The organism is Arthrobacter sp. SLBN-53, assembly GCF_006715585.1.
Taxonomy (GTDB): domain Bacteria; phylum Actinomycetota; class Actinomycetes; order Mycobacteriales; family Mycobacteriaceae; genus Mycobacterium; species Mycobacterium neoaurum_A.
Window position 1 is genome coordinate 2,255,998 of the sequence record NZ_VFNN01000001.1, and the last position, 16,257, is coordinate 2,272,254.

Annotated in this window: 17 protein-coding genes; 6 read left to right on the plus strand and 11 right to left on the minus strand. The window is 68.0% G+C overall.

Annotated elements, in window-relative coordinates:
- Nucleotides 1–50: 50 nt before the first annotated feature.
- The 6 genes from FBY28_RS10760 to ftsH are packed head-to-tail and all read right to left on the minus strand — an operon-like array spanning nt 51 to nt 5,222.
- Nucleotides 51–536 (minus strand): DUF3180 domain-containing protein, encoded by a 486-nt coding sequence (locus FBY28_RS10760; protein ID WP_141866594.1) that lies wholly within the window; start codon nt 534–536, stop codon nt 51–53.
- Nucleotides 536–1,039 (minus strand): 2-amino-4-hydroxy-6-hydroxymethyldihydropteridine diphosphokinase, encoded by a 504-nt coding sequence (folK, locus tag FBY28_RS10765; RefSeq protein WP_141866596.1) that lies wholly within the window; start codon nt 1,037–1,039, stop codon nt 536–538. Before folK ends, FBY28_RS10760 begins: the two co-directional genes overlap by 1 nt.
- The gene (gene folB, locus FBY28_RS10770) at nt 1,036–1,407 is read right to left on the minus strand and encodes a dihydroneopterin aldolase (RefSeq protein ID WP_141866598.1); all 372 of its coding nucleotides are present in this window, start codon (nt 1,405–1,407) and stop codon (nt 1,036–1,038) included. Before folB ends, folK begins: the two co-directional genes overlap by 4 nt.
- Complete coding sequence (gene folP, locus FBY28_RS10775) at nt 1,400–2,239, minus strand: dihydropteroate synthase (protein ID WP_286177931.1); 840 nt, start codon at nt 2,237–2,239, stop codon at nt 1,400–1,402. The genes folB and folP overlap by 8 nt, the downstream gene beginning before the upstream one ends.
- Nucleotides 2,236–2,853, minus strand: a complete 618-nt coding sequence (folE, locus tag FBY28_RS10780) for a GTP cyclohydrolase I FolE (protein WP_141866601.1) — start codon at nt 2,851–2,853, stop codon at nt 2,236–2,238. The genes folP and folE overlap by 4 nt, the downstream gene beginning before the upstream one ends.
- Before the next feature lie 17 nt (nt 2,854–2,870).
- Nucleotides 2,871–5,222, minus strand: a complete 2,352-nt coding sequence (ftsH, locus tag FBY28_RS10785; RefSeq protein WP_141866602.1) for an ATP-dependent zinc metalloprotease FtsH — start codon at nt 5,220–5,222, stop codon at nt 2,871–2,873.
- A gap of 164 nt (nt 5,223–5,386) precedes the next feature.
- On the opposite strand from ftsH, the gene FBY28_RS10790 reads away from it, so the two are divergent.
- From FBY28_RS10790 to FBY28_RS10805, 4 genes are read left to right on the plus strand one after another with little or no spacing between them, the layout of a single operon-like run.
- Nucleotides 5,387–6,322 (plus strand): alpha/beta fold hydrolase, encoded by a 936-nt coding sequence (locus FBY28_RS10790; protein ID WP_174241600.1) that lies wholly within the window; start codon nt 5,387–5,389, stop codon nt 6,320–6,322.
- Nucleotides 6,319–7,512 (plus strand): LLM class flavin-dependent oxidoreductase, encoded by a 1,194-nt coding sequence (locus FBY28_RS10795; RefSeq protein WP_141866603.1) that lies wholly within the window; start codon nt 6,319–6,321, stop codon nt 7,510–7,512. The genes FBY28_RS10790 and FBY28_RS10795 overlap by 4 nt, the downstream gene beginning before the upstream one ends.
- Nucleotides 7,512–8,534: a zinc-binding dehydrogenase gene (locus FBY28_RS10800; RefSeq protein ID WP_141866604.1), complete on the plus strand. Its 1,023-nt coding sequence runs from the start codon at nt 7,512–7,514 to the stop codon at nt 8,532–8,534. The genes FBY28_RS10795 and FBY28_RS10800 overlap by 1 nt, the downstream gene beginning before the upstream one ends.
- Before the next feature lie 17 nt (nt 8,535–8,551).
- Entirely contained in the window at nt 8,552–9,292 is a 741-nt protein-coding gene (locus FBY28_RS10805; protein ID WP_174241601.1) for an SIMPL domain-containing protein, read from the plus strand.
- A gap of 118 nt (nt 9,293–9,410) precedes the next feature.
- Here the strand turns inward: FBY28_RS10805 and FBY28_RS10810 are convergent, their stop codons facing one another.
- The 5 genes from FBY28_RS10810 to dacB all read right to left on the minus strand — a co-directional run bounded on the left by FBY28_RS10810 (nt 9,411) and on the right by dacB (nt 15,070).
- On the minus strand, nt 9,411–10,742 hold the full coding sequence (locus tag FBY28_RS10810; protein WP_141866608.1) for an HNH endonuclease signature motif containing protein: 1,332 nt from the start codon (nt 10,740–10,742) through the stop codon (nt 9,411–9,413).
- A 378-nt stretch (nt 10,743–11,120) separates the two neighbouring features.
- Complete coding sequence (gene hpt / locus FBY28_RS10815) at nt 11,121–11,690, minus strand: hypoxanthine phosphoribosyltransferase (RefSeq protein WP_286177936.1); 570 nt, start codon at nt 11,688–11,690, stop codon at nt 11,121–11,123.
- Nucleotides 11,691–11,709: 19 nt separating this feature from the next.
- Nucleotides 11,710–12,639, minus strand: a complete 930-nt coding sequence (gene tilS, locus FBY28_RS10820; RefSeq protein ID WP_286177937.1) for a tRNA lysidine(34) synthetase TilS — start codon at nt 12,637–12,639, stop codon at nt 11,710–11,712.
- 5 nt (nt 12,640–12,644) lie between these two features.
- Entirely contained in the window at nt 12,645–13,694 is a 1,050-nt protein-coding gene (locus FBY28_RS10825) for an Rv3626c family coenzyme F420 biosynthesis-associated protein (protein ID WP_174241602.1), read from the minus strand.
- Entirely contained in the window at nt 13,691–15,070 is a 1,380-nt protein-coding gene (gene dacB, locus FBY28_RS10830) for a D-alanyl-D-alanine carboxypeptidase/D-alanyl-D-alanine endopeptidase (protein ID WP_141866615.1), read from the minus strand. The genes FBY28_RS10825 and dacB overlap by 4 nt, the downstream gene beginning before the upstream one ends.
- Before the next feature lie 66 nt (nt 15,071–15,136).
- On the opposite strand from dacB, the gene FBY28_RS10835 reads away from it, so the two are divergent.
- Together FBY28_RS10835 and FBY28_RS10840 are read left to right on the plus strand one after the other, a co-directional pair.
- Nucleotides 15,137–15,625 (plus strand): inorganic diphosphatase, encoded by a 489-nt coding sequence (locus FBY28_RS10835; RefSeq protein WP_019510803.1) that lies wholly within the window; start codon nt 15,137–15,139, stop codon nt 15,623–15,625.
- 98 nt (nt 15,626–15,723) lie between these two features.
- The gene (locus tag FBY28_RS10840; RefSeq protein WP_174241603.1) at nt 15,724–16,245 is read left to right on the plus strand and encodes a 2-oxo-4-hydroxy-4-carboxy-5-ureidoimidazoline decarboxylase; all 522 of its coding nucleotides are present in this window, start codon (nt 15,724–15,726) and stop codon (nt 16,243–16,245) included.
- The last annotated feature ends 12 nt before the right edge of the window (nt 16,246–16,257 follow it).

Consider the following 16,257-nt stretch of genomic DNA (forward strand, 5'->3'; position numbering starts at 1 on the left):
CTGTACCGGTCGCAGGTGGCATCGCGTGGCGACCGGTGCGGCGATTCGCCCTAGTCGGCCGCACCTGGAAGCGGATCGGCGGTGTCGTTCTGGTCGTCCGGTGATTTGCAGCAGTACTGCAGCCACAATCCCGCGGCGACCAACACGAGCGCGCACACCGCGGCAACCACCGCACCGCCGGTGTCCTCGCCGGCGACCCGCACGGTGTCCCGGCGCGGCAGCAGGTAACCGAGAACGCCGGTCCACCACCCCAACACCAGCGCCCCCACCCAAGCGGATGCCTTCGCGATGAGCACCGACCGGGCCACCGCGAGCGGATGCAACCGTCCCGCCCCCACGCCGACCTTGCCGTCGGCGATCCGACGGCGCACGAACTGCCCCCAGACCGCTATCGCGACGGCAACGGCCAGCAGCGAGATCCCGCTCCACGCCGTGATCGGCGGGAACCACCGGTACAGGCTGATGACGAGCAGGTAGCCGATAACCGCCGCCACGGCGGTGGCCGCTGCCAGATCACGGACGCGGGTCGGTCCCATCAGAGTGCCAGCATCAGATCGGTGCGGCGCACACCGGCAAGCTCCTCGGCGGCCAGCTCGGCCAGCAGGTCGGCGACCGGCCGTCCCGACAGTTCGGCCTCCGGATCGGCCGCCAGCCACGGGATCAAGACAAAGGCACGTTCGTGGCCGTGCGGATGCGGCAGCGTCAGATCGCTTTCGCTGCACAGTAATTCGACGCCGTTGTCGTCTCGGCAACAGATGACGTCGACATCGAGGGTGCGTGGGCCCCAGTGCACCTCGCGGACGCGGCGAGCCGCGGCCTCCAGGGCCTGCCCACGCCGCAACCAGCCGTAACCGTCGAGTGCGGGGTCGTCGGCGATCAGCACGGCGTTGAGGAAGGCGCCCTGTTCGACCCCGCCCCAGGCGTCGGTCTCGTAAACCGGCGAGACCGCAGCGACGCGCGTCCCCAGGTCGTCGACGACCGATTGCAGATGGGCCAGCCGGTCACCCAGGTTGGAGCCGATCGACAGCACCGTCCTCACCGGGCACCGCGCCGGGACCGCCGCGCCACCACGGCGACATCGTCGAAGGCCAGCGGAATGGGCGCCGACGGTTTGTGCACGACGACCTCGACGGCATGGATCCGTTCGTCGGTCATGACGTCCTCGGCGATCTCGGCCGACACCGTCTCGATCAGGTTGCGCGGCGGCCCACCGACGATGTCGGCGGCCCGCTGGGCCAACCCGCCGTAGTCGACGGTGTCGGCCAGGTCGTCACTGGCCGCGGCCGCGGCCAGGTCCACCCAGACGGTGATGTCGATGATGAAGTCCTGGCCGTCGCGGCGCTCGTGGTCGAACACGCCGTGGTGGCCGCGCACGTTCAAACCCCGCAGTTCGATGCGATCAGCCATTTTCCTCCTCCAGTGCGCCGGACCAGGCCGCGAGAACCTTCAGCGCGTCGACCGAGGCCTGCACATCGTGAACCCGCACACCCCAGGCACCGTGCTGGGCGGCCAGTACCGACACCACGGCGGTGGCGGTCTCGCGTCCGCCGGGTGGTCGGGCCGTGCCATCCGGCCCGGCCAGCAGCGCGCCGAGAAAACGCTTGCGTGAGGCGCCCACCAGCACCGGTATGCCGGTGCCGACGAACTCGGGCAGGGCACGCAGCAGTTGCCAATTGTGTTGTGCGGTCTTGGCGAATCCGAGGCCCGGATCGATGATGAGGTTTGCTGGGTCCACCCCCGCCGCCACGGCGGCATCCACGCTGCGCAGCAGTTCCGCACGCACCTCGGCGACGACGTCGGTATAGGCGGCAACATCGTGCGGGTCGTCGGCCCGCACCGACCGCCAGTGCATCAGCATCCAGGGCACCCCGGCCTCGGCCAGCAGGGCGGCCATGTTCGGATCGGCCCGCCCGCCGGAGACATCGTTGACGATCGCGGCGCCGTGTTCGAGCGCGGCGCGTGCCACCGCCTCGTGCATGGTGTCGATACTGACGGTGACGCCGGCGGCCGTAAGTTCACGCACGACCGGCACGACACGGGCGGTTTCCACGGCGGGGTCCACGCGGACCGCCCCCGGCCGGGTCGACTCACCGCCGACGTCGATGATGGCGGCGCCGGCGGCAACCATGGCGTGGGCGTGCTCGAGGGCGCGGTCTCGATCGAGGAACAGGCCGCCATCGGAGAACGAATCATCGGTGACGTTGAGGACACCCATCACCCGCATGCGCGTGGAGCTCACCGGCGCAGGATCAGGTCCAGTGCCTCGGCCCGGGACGCGTTGTCGGTCTTGAACTGACCGCGCACCGCTGATGTGGTCGTCACGGCACCGGGTTTGCGAATGCCACGCATCGCCATGCAGAGGTGCTCGGCCTCCATCACCACGATGACCCCGCGCGGATCGAGCTTGCGCATCAGCGCGTCGGCGACCTGCGCGGTCAGTCGTTCCTGCACCTGCGGACGCTTGGCATACAGGTCGACGAGTCGGGCGATCTTGGAGAGCCCGGTGACGCGACCGTCCCGGCCGGGGATGTAGCCGACATGGGCGACCCCGTGGAAGGACACCAGGTGGTGCTCGCAGGTCGAATACATCGGGATCTGCTTGACCAGCACCAACTCGTCGTGCTGCTCATCGAAGGTGGTGTTGAGCACCGCGTCGGGATCGGTGTAGAGCCCCGCGAAGATCTCCTTGTATGCCCTGGCCACCCGTGCGGGGGTGTCGATGAGGCCGTGCCGGTCCGGGTCCTCGCCGACTGCCAGCAGCAGTTCTCGCACCGCCGCTTCCGCGCGCGGCTGATCGAACTCGGCCTGGACGAATCCGCTCGTGCTCTCGCCGTTCTTGCCCGACGTCGTCATCGACGCTCCGTTTCTGGTCAACCTCGTGGAGGTGGCGGATTCTGCGGCGGGGGGCCGTAGTGGCCCGGCGGCGAACCGTGTCGAGGGCCACCGTACTGCCCGTGCTGGGGATCGGGTTGCCCCTGCTGCGGCGGACCGTACTGCTGCTGTGGCGGGGGGCCGTACTGCTGCTGCGGCGGCGGCCCGTACGGCGGTGGCGGGGTTCCCTCGCGCGGCGGCCAGCCCGGTGCGTGCCAGCCCGCGGGGGCGCCGTAGTCGGGTTGGGCGTGGCCACCGGGAGCGGCGTGCGCACCGTGGGAGCCATTGGACCCGTTGGCACCCGATCCGTTGGCACCCGATCCGTTGGCACCATTGTTGCCGCCGTCGGCGGGCCTGTTGGCTTCCGCCGCCCGGCTGGCCTCCAGGATCGCGGCCTTATAGGCGGGCTCCTTCACCGGCGGCGGCCACGGCTCACCACGTTCGATCGCGATCTCACCCGGCGTCTTGATCGGCGGCTTGTCCGACGGTATCCGGCCACCGAAGTCATTGAAGATGGTGATCCGGGGACGCTTCTTGACCCCGTCGAAGATTGCTTTGAGCTCCTTGCGGTGCAGGGTCTCCTTCTCCAGCAACTCGCCGGCCAGGATGTCGAGCACGTCGCGGTACTCGGTGAGGATCTCCCAGGCCTCGGTGTGCGCGGCCTCGATCAGCTTGCGCACCTCGTCGTCGATGATCTGCGCGACCTCGTGGCTGTAATCCGCCTGGGTGCCCATGGAGCGGCCCAGGAACGGATCGCCGTGTTCGGTGCCGTAGCGGACCGCGCCGAGCTTGGCGCTCATGCCGTACTCGGTGACCATGGCGCGGGCGATCTTGGTGGCCTGCTCGATATCGGAGACCGCCCCGGTGGTGGGCTCGCGGAACACCAGTTCCTCGGCGGCGCGGCCGCCCATCGCGAACACCAGCCGCGCGACCATCTCCGAGCGGGTCATCAGGCCCTTGTCATCCTCGGGTACCGCGACGGCGTGCCCGCCGGTCCGGCCGCGGGCCAGGATGGTGACCTTGTAGATCGGCTCGATATCGGGCATCGCCCACGCCGCGAGCGTGTGGCCGCCCTCGTGGTAGGCGGTGATCTTCTTTTCCTGCTCGCTGATGATGCGGCTCTTGCGGCGCGGACCGCCGACGACACGGTCGACGGCCTCTTCGAGCGCGGCGCCGGTGATGACGGTCCCGTTCTCGCGGGCGGTCAGCAGCGCCGCCTCGTTGATGACGTTGGCCAGATCGGCGCCGGACATGCCGACGGTCCGCTTGGCCAGCCCGTCCAGGTCCGCGTCGGGTGCGATCGGCTTGCCCGCCGAGTGCACCTTGAGCACGGCGCGGCGCCCGGCCAGGTCCGGGTTGGACACCGGGATCTGGCGGTCGAAGCGGCCGGGACGCAGCAGCGCGGGATCCAGGATGTCGGGGCGGTTGGTCGCGGCGATCAGGATGACGCCCTGGCGATCGCCGAAACCGTCCATCTCGACGAGCAGCTGGTTCAGCGTCTGCTCGCGTTCGTCGTGGCCACCGCCGAGGCCGGCGCCGCGCTGACGACCGACGGCGTCGATCTCATCGACGAAGATGATGCAGGGGCTGTTCTGCTTGGCCTGCTCGAACAGGTCACGCACTCGTGAGGCGCCGACACCGACGAACATCTCGACGAAGTCCGAACCCGAGATGGTGAAGAACGGCACCCCGGCCTCACCGGCGACGGCGCGCGCCAGCAGGGTCTTGCCGGTACCGGGAGGACCGAACAGCAGCACACCGCGCGGGATCTTCGCGCCGAGCGCCTGGTAGCGGCTCGGGTTCTGCAGGAAGTCCTTGATCTCGTAGAGCTCCTCGACGGCCTCGTCGGCGCCGGCCACATCGGCGAAGGTGGTCTTGGGCATGTCCTTGGAGAGCTGCTTGGCCTTGGACTTGCCGAAGCCGAAGCCCATCCGGCCGCCGGACTGCATCCGGGAGAACATGACGAACAGCCCGACCAGCAGGAGCAGCGGGAGCATGTAGATGAGCAGGGTGCCCAGCACACTGCCCTGGTTGACGACCGTGTTGATCTTGGCGTTCTTGGCGCTGAGCTTGTCGAACAGCTGCACACCCACGCCGGTGGGGTACTTCGTGAGGATCTTGTCGCTGTTCTCGGTGTCACCGTTGCCGGACTTCAGATCGAGGCGCAGCTGTTGCTCGCGATCGTCGATCTGGGCGCTGTTGACGTTGCCCGCCTCGATCTGGGCCATCGCCACCGAGGTGTCCACCGGCTTGTAGCCGCGGGTGTCGTCACTGAAGTAGAAGAAGGACCACCCAAGCAGCAGCACCACGGCGATCGCCGTGAGCGTGCGAACGACATTCTTACGGTTCATACGTCAGTTCGGTTCATCGATATTCGCGGCCGCGCGAGTGCGCCGGCCGACCCGGTCCTTCCGATATACGCAGTTGGGAAACTTAAGGCTACCGCTTGAACAACGATCGGAAGTTCCCGGCCGGGATGCTCGTCACGGCCGGGAACGTGTGCTTGGGTGAGACGATGCTCACACCAACCCAGCGGTTAGTTGATACCAACGGCGTGACGCTGCGCGTGACGGAGGCAGGTGAGCGCGGCAACCCGGTGGTGGTGCTGGCTCACGGCTTCCCCGAGCTCGCACATTCCTGGCGCCACCAGATCCCTGAGCTGGCGGCCGCCGGCTACCACGTTTTGGCCCCGGACCAGCGTGGATACGGTGGCTCCTCGCGGCCGGAGGCGATCGAGGACTACGACATCATCGAGCTGACCAACGACATCGCCGGACTGCTCGACGATGTGGGCACCGAACGCGCGGTGCTGATCGGTCACGACTGGGGCTCCCCGGTGGTGACGAACTTCCCGCTGTTCCATCCCGATCGGGTCCGCGCGGTCGCCGCGCTGAGTGTTCCGCCGATCCCACGGGCATCGGCCCCGCCCACCCAGATCTGGCGCGGGATCTTCGGCGACAACTTCTTCTACATCCTGTATTTCCAGGAACCCGGGGTCGCCGATGCCGCGCTGGGCGCCGATCCGCGGGCCTCGCTGCAGCGGATGGTCGCCTTGGAGGGCTTCGGCGGCCCGGTCGACGAAATGGCCGGCAATCCGCTGCCCCCGCTGCCCGAGTGGATGAGCGCCGAAGAGTTCGACGAGTACGCCCGGGCTTTCGAGGCGACCGGCTTCACCGGCCCGTTGAACTGGTACCGCAACTTCGACCGCAACTGGGAGCTCACAGACCCGGCTGCCGGCCGGGTGGTCACCACCACCATCACCGCACCCGTGCTGTTCCTTGCCGGCAGTGCCGACCCGGTGCTGAGCTTCACCCCGCGAGACCATGTCCGTGAGGTGGCCACCGGCGAGTACTACGAGGTTCTGCTCGAGGGTGCCGGCCACTGGCTGCAACAGGAGCGCCCGACCGAGGTCAATGCCGTGCTGCTGGAGTTCCTCGGGGGGCTGGCGTGAGCGCGCCGCTGAACTTCGGGGTGTTCCTCACCCCGTTCCATCCGCCCGGCCAGTCCCCCACCCTGGCTCTGCAGTACGACATGGACCGCGTCGAGGAGCTGGACCGGCTGGGGTATGACGAGGCCTGGTTCGGTGAACACCATTCCGGCGGTTACGAACTGATCTCCTGTCCCGAGGTGTTCATCGCGACCGCCGCCGAGCGCACCCGCCACATCAGACTGGGCACCGGGGTGGTGTCACTGCCCTATCACCATCCGCTGATGGTGGCCGACCGCTGGGTGCTGCTGGACCATCTGACCCGTGGCCGGGTGATGTTCGGGACGGGCCCCGGCGCACTGCCCTCGGACGCGTACATGATGGGCATCGATCCGGTCGACCAGCGCCGGATGATGCAGGAGTCCCTCGAGGCGATCCTGGCGTTGTTCCGGGCGGCGCCCGACGAACGCGTCGATCGCCAGACCGATTGGTTCACGCTGCGCGACGCCGCGCTCCAGGTTCGGCCATACACCTGGCCATATCCCGAGATATCGACCGCGGCAATGGTTTCCCCGTCCGGTCCGCGACTGGCCGGCCAGCTGGGAACCTCCCTGTTGTCGTTGTCGATGTCGGTGCCCGGCGGTGCGGCAGCGGTGGAGACCACCTGGGATATCGTCACCGACCAGGCCCAGCGGTCCGGCCGCGACGTCCCCGATCGCAAGGATTGGCGGGTGCTGGGCATCGTGCACGTCGCCGACACCAAGGAGCAGGCCATCGAGGACTGCACCTACGGGTTGCAGGACTTCGCGAACTATTTCGGCGCGGCCGGTTTCGTCCCGCTGTCCAACGCGACCGATGGCGGCGCCGATGATGCCCGCGCGTTCGTCGAAGACTATGCGGCCAAGGGAAATTGCTGCATCGGCACCACCGACGAGGCAATTGCCTACATCCAGGACCTGCTGGATCGCTCGGGCGGATTCGGCACCTTCCTCATGCTGGGACACGACTGGGCCTCACCGGCGGCGACCTACCACTCCTACGAACTGTTCGCCAGGGAGGTGATCCCGCATTTCAAGGGTCAGCTGACCGCTCCGCACGCCTCCCACGAGTGGGCGAAGGGTATGCGAAATCAGTTGCTCGGCCGCGCGGGACAGGCGATTGTCAACGCGATCACCGACGCCGCCGAAGACTCCGCACCCAAGGCGACGAGCTGATGCGCGCCGCCGTTCTGCGCAATGGTGCGATGGTGGTCCGCGACGATGTCCCCGAACCCGTCCCCGTCCCCGGCCCAGGTCAGGTGCTGGTGGCGGTCAAGGCCTGCGGGATCTGCGGGTCGGACCTGCATTTCGCCTCGCATGGCGAGGAGATGTTGGCGGCCGGCGCGGAGATGGAGGGCATGCCCGACACGCTGTCAGGCATCGATCTTGCCACCGATGTCTATATGGGCCACGAGTTCAGCGCCGAGATACTGGACGCGGGCCCAGGTACCGACGCGCCCGCCGCCGGCACGATCGTCACGTCGGTCCCGGTGCTGGTGTCACCGTCCGGTCTGGAGATGATCGTCTACAGCAACTCCACCGTCGGCGGTTACGCCGAGCGGATGCTCCTGTCGGCACCGCTGCTGCTGCCGGTGCCCAACGGACTGGACCCGCGGCATGCCGCGCTGACCGAACCGATGGCCGTCGGTCTGCACGCGGTGAACACCTCGCAGGTCCAGCGCGGGGAGACCGCGCTGGTGATCGGGTGTGGGCCGATCGGGATCGCGATCATCGCCGCGCTGCGCTACCGCGGTGTGGAAACCATTGTGGCGTCTGACTTCTCACCCACCCGACGTGAGTTGGCCGCGCGGATGGGTGCGCACGTGACGGTCGATCCGAGCCAGGGATCACCGTTTCACCGGAGCACGCCGGCAGTGGTGTTCGAGGCGGTGGGCGCCCCGGGCATCCTCGACGACGTCATGCGCAGGGCACCGGCAGGTACCCGGGTGGTGATCGCCGGAGTCTGCATGCAACCCGACACGGTGCACCCGTTCTTCGCCAGCGCCAAGCAGCTCAGCCTGCATTTCGTCTTCGGCTACGACCCGGCCGAGTTCGCCGAGTCGCTGCGGGCCATCGCCGAGGGGGATATCGACGTGGCCCCGATGATCACCGGCGAGGTCGGACTCGACGGTGTGGCGGAGGCCTTCGCCGATCTGTCCGATCCCGAGCGGCATTGCAAGATCCTCGTCACGCCGTGAACGGTTATGGTGCGAACATGACCTTCGCGCAACGATTGCCGGTCCGTGTCAGCCTTGCAGCCCTCGCCGGCGCCCTCGCCATCGGGATGACCGCCTGTGATTCGAACTCCGGTCCGGTCGCGACGGGTCAGCCCGCCGCGTCGACGGGTCGACAGGTCACCGTGGTGGGCTCTGGCGAGGTGCAGGGCACCCCGGACACGTTGACGGTGTCGGCGGCGATGGAGGCGATCGCGCCCGACGTCTCCGGCGCACTGAACCAGACCAGTCAGCGCCAGCGAGCCGTGATCGACGCGTTGACCGGTGCCGGCATCGAGGAACGCGATATCAGCACCAGCCAGGTGTCGCTGCAGCCGCAGTACAACAACGACGGCACCCGCATCGACTCCTACCGCGCCAGCAACGGGGTGGACGTGAAGATCCGCGACGCCGGCCGGGCCTCCGACGTCCTGGCGCTGATAGTCGACGCCGGTGGCGACGCGACACGGATCAACTCCGTGAGCTATTCGATTGCCGACGACTCCCAGCTGGTGCGTGACGCACGCGCCCGTGCCTTCGAGGACGCCAAGGCCCGCGCCCAGCAGTACGCCGAACTGTCGGGCCTGGACCTGGGTGACGTGGTGTCGATCTCGGAGGCCTCCGGGTCGACTCCCCCGCCCCCGATGCCGATGCCCCGCGGCGCAATGGCCGAGGCGGTTCCACTGTCACCAGGACAGCAGACCGTCGGGTTCACCGTCACGGCGGTGTGGGAACTGAGCTGACCCCAGACGTCTGTCGGCAGTGACGGGGCCAGCTCAATCCCAGGCGGCGCCTGATTCGCTGTGTAGTTGTCAAGGTGCGCTTCAGCTTTGGGGCCTCGGGGCTTTGGGGCGTTGGGGGTTATGCGGCGGTGGGTAGGTCGGTCATGGTGCGTCGGGTGTGGGAGCGCAGATGCTCCGGTTCGGCCCCTTCTGGTGTGTGGGGTGGGATGAACCAGGGGTGGCGGTCTGGGCCGAGATAGACCTGCCAGCCACCGTGATGGATCAAGCTTTGGTGCAACCGGCACAGCAGCACCCCGTTGTCCACACTCGTTGCACCCCCGGCGCTCCAGGGGTGGATGTGGTGGGCATCGCACCACGACACCGGCCGCCCACACCCGGGATGGGCGCACCCACCATCGCGGACGGCCAGCGCTTTACGGATCGCCGGGGTGAACAACCGCTGGGCGCGCCCGACATCCAACGGCACCCCGGCGTGGTCGACGATCACCGACGTCAGCGTGGAATCGCAGGCGATCAGCTCGGCGGTCGCGGCGGAGATCGGGCCACCGAACCCCAACCGATCCACCACCTCCCCACTGTTGCCCGCCGTCACGCCCGGGGCCACCGGTCGGATCAGGGTGACGTGCGGGAGTACGCCACCGGACATCGGACGCCTTGACTGCGACAGGTAGGTGCGCAGCACCTGCCCCAACGCCTCCGCCCGCCGGGCATCAACGGACCGGGGATCCGGGGATCCGTCCGGTAGCGGGACCGGTCGGCACAACGGATCCAACGCCGCACACAACTCTTCCCCGGTCCCGACGTCCAGATCCAGGGTGGCCTCGAACCGGCCCTCAGCGTTCTGCACCAACGTCATCTCGTTCAGCGTCGCGTTCTCGGCGACCGGCACCACCCGGTCGGCAGGGGCAAGACTCGCACCCCGGTCGATGGCGATCGCCCGGGCTTTGGCCGCCACCTCGGCCGGGGAGGTCTGCACCATCAATGCACGCACCACCGTCGCCCGTTCCTCGTCGGACAACGGCGTCCGTGACTCCACGTGCGCGACACCTTTGCCGACGGCGTCGGCGAACTCGATACCGATCCCACCCAACCGCTGCGCGGTCGTCAACGCCGGCAACGACGATGCGGCGCGCCCCACCCGTACCGCCCGGGCCGCCGCACCCGGGGCCATCCCCAACAACCTCAACACGTCGGCGCCGGTGCACAGGTGCCGCCGACCCGGCACACCCGCCCGCTCGGCCGCCACCACCGCCGAGGCGATCACAAAGTCCAACAGATTCCGGGCCGACACCGCAGCAGCCAACACACCCAGCAACGCCTCGTCATCGACCACCGGCCGCGGACAATCCACCAACCGGCCCAAGCGCGGCCCGACATCACCCTCCGGTGGTACCGGAGCGAGATCGTCGATCAGCGCGTCGACAAACGCATCAAGACAGCTGGCGTCCATAACGGATACCGACTTCCCCCCACAGCACCCACCAAGGGGCACCACCCCACACACACAGCCCGCACGATCCCCCAAACAGGACCGTCGAACCCCGCGGCGACCGGAGTCGCGGTCTGCGGCTCACCAGATCCGAGGATCGAGAACCGCGGCGCATTCGAACTTATGTTCGATCTTACTCCAGGAAACCCTCAGCCGCAAGGGGTTATGGATCGCAAAAGGCAGTCATTGGGCCGATCGGTCCGACAGCGCCACGCGGGATTCTTTCGAAGCATCCGACACATGGCGAATCTCGATCGCGCGGGGCGCACCACGCGCTCGAAGTCCAGAACCGGAACCAACGGCGGACGACATCACTCCCCGTAGGACATGCTGACACCACTACGGCGACTGGTACACCTTCGGCTCCAGCGTGCCGATATAGGGCAGGTCGCGGTAGCGCTCGGCATAGTCGAGGCCGTAGCCGACGACGAACTCGTTGGGGATGTCGAAGCCGATATAGGTGACGTCGACATCGGCGCGCACCGCATCGGGCTTGCGGAGCAGCGTGCAGACACGCAGCGACCGGGGATTGCGTGTCGCCAAGTTGCGCAACAACCAGGACAGCGTCAGCCCCGAATCGATGATGTCCTCGACGATCAGCACGTCACGGTCGTGGATATCGCGATCCAGGTCCTTGAGGATGCGCACCACACCCGAGGAGGACGTCGAGGATCCGTAGGAGCTGACCGCCATGAACTCCAGCTGGGTGGGCACCCCGATGGCACGTGCCAGGTCGGTCACGAACATGACGGCGCCCTTGAGCACCGTGATCAGGAGCAGATCCTGGTCACCGTCGCCGGCACGATAATCGGCGGCGATCTGGGCGGCGAGTTCAGCAGTCTTGGCCTTGATCTCGTCTTCGGACAGCAAGACCGACTTGATGTCGCCGGGATACAACTCCGCAGTCACGCCCACAGCGTAGCGGTGCTCACCCGACGGGTTCACAGTAGAGCGTCAGCAGCCCGTCCCGGCGGGCCACGAACAAGCGCTCGGCGGGCACCTCACCGGGCACCGCCACCCCGCCCTGACCGCGCCATTGCGTGATCAGGGCCTCCACGGCGCGTAACTGGCCGTCGTTGAGATTGCAGGCACCACTTCCCAGCAGCCAGCCGCGGATCACCCGGCGGCGGATCGCGCTGGGCAGCACCGCCAGATCGGAGACATCCAAGGTGTCGCCATGGGTGGCGTGGGTCCCGGCCAACGCGTCCAACGCCTCGGTGTCCTCCCGCAGCGCGGTGGCGGTACGGGCCAGGGCCGCGGCCACGCCACCGCCGAGCACCTCCTCCAGCAGCGGGAGCACCTCGGTACGCAACCGGACCCTGGTGAAGCGGGGATCGGTGTTGTGCGGATCGTGCCACGGTGTCAGCCCCAGCTCGGCACAGGCTGACACCGTCGTGGCGCGCCGCTGCCCCAGCAGCGGCCGACACCACGGATCATCGAGCGGACGCATCCCGGCGATCGAACGGGCACCCGAACCACGCCCTAGGCCGAGCAGCACCGTCTCGGCTTGATCATCGAGTGTGTGCCCGAGCAGCACCGGCATACCGCCACGACCGCGATCGAGAGCGCGGTAACGCGCGGTCCGCGCCGCCGCCTCCGGACCACCGGCGGTACCGACCTCGACCCGAAGAACCTGTGCGTCAACACATCCGAGCCGGATCGCATGCTCACGCGCGGCGGTGGCCACCCGCTCCGAACCGTCCTGCAGTCCGTGGTCGACGATGAGCGCGGTGGTCGGTCTCAGCATCGCGGCCACCGCCGTGAGCGCCAGCGAATCGGCACCACCGGACAGCGCGACCGCCCATGGCCCGGCAGAGCGCAGCTGCGTCGCAGCGAAATCCGCTACGGCTGACCGCAATTGCGCTACAGGACCCGATCGATCCATCGCTGCGGTTCCTCGATCTCCTCCGGCTTGGGCAGCGTCTGTGCATCGGTCCAGATGGCGTTGAAGCGATCCATGCCCACCCGGGACACCACCTCGTCGACGAAGGACTTGCCGCGGGTGTACTGACTGAGTTTGGCATCGAAACCCAGCAGGGTACGGATGAGTCGCTGCAGAGGAGGTTGTTTGCGTTGGCGCCGTTCGTCGAAGCGATGCCGGATGGTGGCCACCGTCGGCACCACGGCGGGCCCGACGGCGTCCATGACATGCTCGGCGTGTCCCTCCAACAACGTGCCGAGCACCAGCAACCTGTCCAGCGCCGCGCGCTGCGGTTCGGCCTGCACCGCCCGCAGCAACCCCAGCACACCGGTCGAATTCGGCTCGTCGGCGGAGCCGCTGCGTTGATTGCGCACGTACTCGGCGAGCCGACCCACCAGGTCACCGATCTGATCGGCACCGTCACCGTCACCGGTCAGCGTGTCCAGCGATGACGACATGTGCTCGGCCAGCCAGGGATTGGCGCGGAACTGGACCCGATGGGTGACCTCGTGCAGACATACCCACAGCCGGAAGTCGGCCGGATCGACCCGCAGCTGCCGCTCCACGGCAATGACGTTGGGATAGACCAGCAGTAACTCGCCGCCGTTGGAGAAGGGGTCGTACTGCCCAAGGATTCCGCTGGAGATGAAGGCCAGCACCGCACCCGTCTGGGCACCGGTGACCTTGGCGGCCAACGCTGCCGCGACGCCGCGGGACCGTTCGTCCGAGCCGCCGGTCATCGCCCGCATGGACTGGGTGGCCGCCTGCACCCACTGCGGACGGTCGACCACCCTGGCTTCGGGGACCTCGGCGCCCTCGTTGAGGTGCGTCACCTCGCGGACCGGCAACTCGGCGGTGCGGGCAGCCTCGGCCAGCTGAGCGATGGCCTGATCACGGGTGTAATCGGTGGTCGCCGGCGCGGGCCGGGACAGTTTGGCACCGACGGTGGCTGCCACCGCCCAGTCCACGGCGGCCCCGACCGACTGACTCATCCGCCGCACCCGCACAGTCGCAGCTTGGCGGCCAAGGCGTCGAGCGAGGTGCGACCGGTGGGCCCGGCATTGTTGGACAACAACGCGAAGGTGAGCACCCGGCCGCTGCTGTCGGTGACGATGCCGGCCAGGCTGTTGGTCCCGGTCAGCGAACCGGTCTTGGCACGCAACCAGCCCGCCGAGGCCCGCCCCTCGTCGGTGTCGAGATACCTGTTCGACAGCGTTCCGCTGCCACCGGCAATCGGCAGCAGGTCGACCAGCGGCCGCAGTTTCGGTTGGTCATCTCCGACAGCGACAGCGATCACCTGGTCCAGGGTAAGCGCGGTCAGCCGGTCGTCGACCGAAAGGCCACTGGAATCAAGCAGTTTGGCCCCCGTGGTGTCGATACCGGCGGCGCGCAACTGCCCGAGCACCGCTTGTGCCGCGCCGTCGAAGCTCTGCGGACGGTTCAGCGCGGCGGCCACCTCACGCCCGATGGATTCGGCCATCACGTTGTCGGACTCGTACATCATCTGGCGCAACCGCTCGATCAGCGGCGGAGACTGCACCGACGCGATCTCGTCGGCGTCGGCACTGGACCGGGTGCTGACCATCACCGATGCCGGGTCGACACCCAACGCCACGGCCAGCGCACGGCCGGCATCCAGCCCGGGGGTGCGCGAACGACGCGAGTCGTAGGACACCGGTTGGGTACGACCACCGTCGAGCATCACCGATTCCATCGGCGCGATATCGCCACCGTCGATGTCCAGCGGATCCCAGCCGATCGCCATCGTCGGGCCGCTGTAGGCACTCAGGTCGACCTGCACCGCCGTGACCCGCACGCCGGCCTTCTTGACCTGGTCGGCCAGGTCGCTGATCCGCGCCGCACCCTTGTACCAGGTGCGCTTGTCACCGTCGAAGGCCGACAGTGTCGGGTCTCCGCCGCCGCGCAGCACCACCACGCCGGGTCGGTCACCCTCGCGCACCGTGGTGGTCAACCTGGCATCCCGGTCCAGGGTCAGCAGTGCCGCCGCGGTGGTCAGCGTCTTGTTGGTCGACGCCGGCTGCATGGGGATGTCCTCACCCTGGGACCACAGCTCCTGCCCGGTGACCGCATCGGTGACCCGGCCGGTGAGCATTCCGAGGTTCGGGTCGGCCAGCGCGCCGGCCAACATCGCCGCCATACCCTTGGCCGTCGGCTCGGTGACCGCATCGCCCAGCGGTGCCACACCGGGAGCCGCCGTCACCGCCGCCGGCTGGGCCGGCAATGCGTTCTTCGCCGCAGTCCGCGACGACGTCACGATCGCGGCGACCCCCACCACGACGGCGACGAGAACGAGAACCACCAGACCGATCACCAGGTGGGTTGATCGGCGCCATCGACCGGGCCGCATAACGTGCAGCGTATCGCTCCTCTAAGGTGGACCCGCCAGACCAACCGAGGCGAAGGAGCTGTTCGGGTGTCGTTCGACGTCGTCATCGAGATCCCCAAGGGGTCCCGCAACAAGTACGAAGTGGATCATGAGACCGGACGGGTCAAGCTGGACCGGTACCTCTACACCTCGTTCGGCTACCCCGCTGACTACGGGTTCTTCGAGGACACCCTCGGCGAGGACGGCGATCCGCTGGACGCCCTGGTGCTGCTGCCCGAGTCGGTCTTCCCCGGCTGCACTGTCGAGGCGCGGCCGGTCGCGATGTTCAAGATGACCGACGAGGCCGGCGGCGACGACAAGCTGCTCTGCGTGCTCGCCGACGACCCGCGCTGGGAGCACATCCAGGATGTCGGTGACGTCTCCCAGTTCGAGCTGGACGCCATCAAGCATTTCTTCGTGCACTACAAGGACCTGGAGCCGGGCAAGTTCGTCAAGACGGCCGACTGGGTCGGCCGCGAAGAGGCCGAGGCCGAGCTGCAGCGCTCGATCGAACGGTTCAAGGCTCAAGGTCACTGATCGGCTCCGCCGATAGAAGGCCACTGATCGGCTCCTGATTTAGCACCGCCGTAACACGCGGTAACCCGGCCGTGTCCTGGCCCTCTGATGATTGATGCGTGTTGCTGCATCAGGGAATCGGCCTGGACGTGTTCAACGCGTTGCCCGAACGCAAGGCCGTACACGCGCTCTACGAGTGCTGCAACAGCTACGTGCTGGCCCGCGAACTCGTCCGCGGCCGCCCTTATCCCGATCACGACGCACTGTTCCGCCGCGCCGATGCCGCGCTGTTCGAGCTGCCCGAATCCGCCGTGGATCAGATCCTGGACGCGTGCCCCGATATCGGTCGGCGACCGCGCAGCGCGAAGTCGCAGGCCGAACCCTGTGCGGTCTGGGATGACGATGCCGAACTGATGGCAGCGCTGAGCGCCGCCTCGCGGCAGTACGCGCAGCGCTACGGGTTCACCTTCGTGATGTTCGTCGACGGGCACTGCGCACGCGATGTCCTGGCCGCCGTCACCGACCGGATGCACCATGACACCGAGACCGAACGCAAGATCCTGCGCAACGAACTGGCCAAGATCGGCCGCAGCAGATTGGAACGGATGCTCGGCCCCGAGGGCGGTTACCAGAACTGGTAGATACGCCCGACG

What these genes read in the sequence shown, in the direction of transcription:
- FBY28_RS10760 (WP_141866594.1), bottom strand. Translation starts at nt 536, where the DNA reads ATGGGACCGACCCGCGTCCGTGATCTGGCAGCGGCCACCGCCGTGGCG.
- FBY28_RS10800 (WP_141866604.1), top strand. Translation starts at nt 7,512, where the DNA reads ATGCGCGCCGCCGTTCTGCGCAATGGTGCGATGGTGGTCCGCGACGAT.
- folE (WP_141866601.1), bottom strand. Translation starts at nt 2,853, where the DNA reads ATGACGACGTCGGGCAAGAACGGCGAGAGCACGAGCGGATTCGTCCAG.
- dacB (WP_141866615.1), bottom strand. Translation starts at nt 15,070, where the DNA reads ATGCGGCCCGGTCGATGGCGCCGATCAACCCACCTGGTGATCGGTCTG.
- FBY28_RS10810 (WP_141866608.1), bottom strand. Translation starts at nt 10,742, where the DNA reads ATGGACGCCAGCTGTCTTGATGCGTTTGTCGACGCGCTGATCGACGAT.
- FBY28_RS10805 (WP_174241601.1), top strand. Translation starts at nt 8,552, where the DNA reads ATGACCTTCGCGCAACGATTGCCGGTCCGTGTCAGCCTTGCAGCCCTC.
- ftsH (WP_141866602.1), bottom strand. Translation starts at nt 5,222, where the DNA reads ATGAACCGTAAGAATGTCGTTCGCACGCTCACGGCGATCGCCGTGGTG.
- FBY28_RS10825 (WP_174241602.1), bottom strand. Translation starts at nt 13,694, where the DNA reads ATGAGTCAGTCGGTCGGGGCCGCCGTGGACTGGGCGGTGGCAGCCACC.
- folB (WP_141866598.1), bottom strand. Translation starts at nt 1,407, where the DNA reads ATGGCTGATCGCATCGAACTGCGGGGTTTGAACGTGCGCGGCCACCAC.
- FBY28_RS10790 (WP_174241600.1), top strand. Translation starts at nt 5,387, where the DNA reads ATGCTCACACCAACCCAGCGGTTAGTTGATACCAACGGCGTGACGCTG.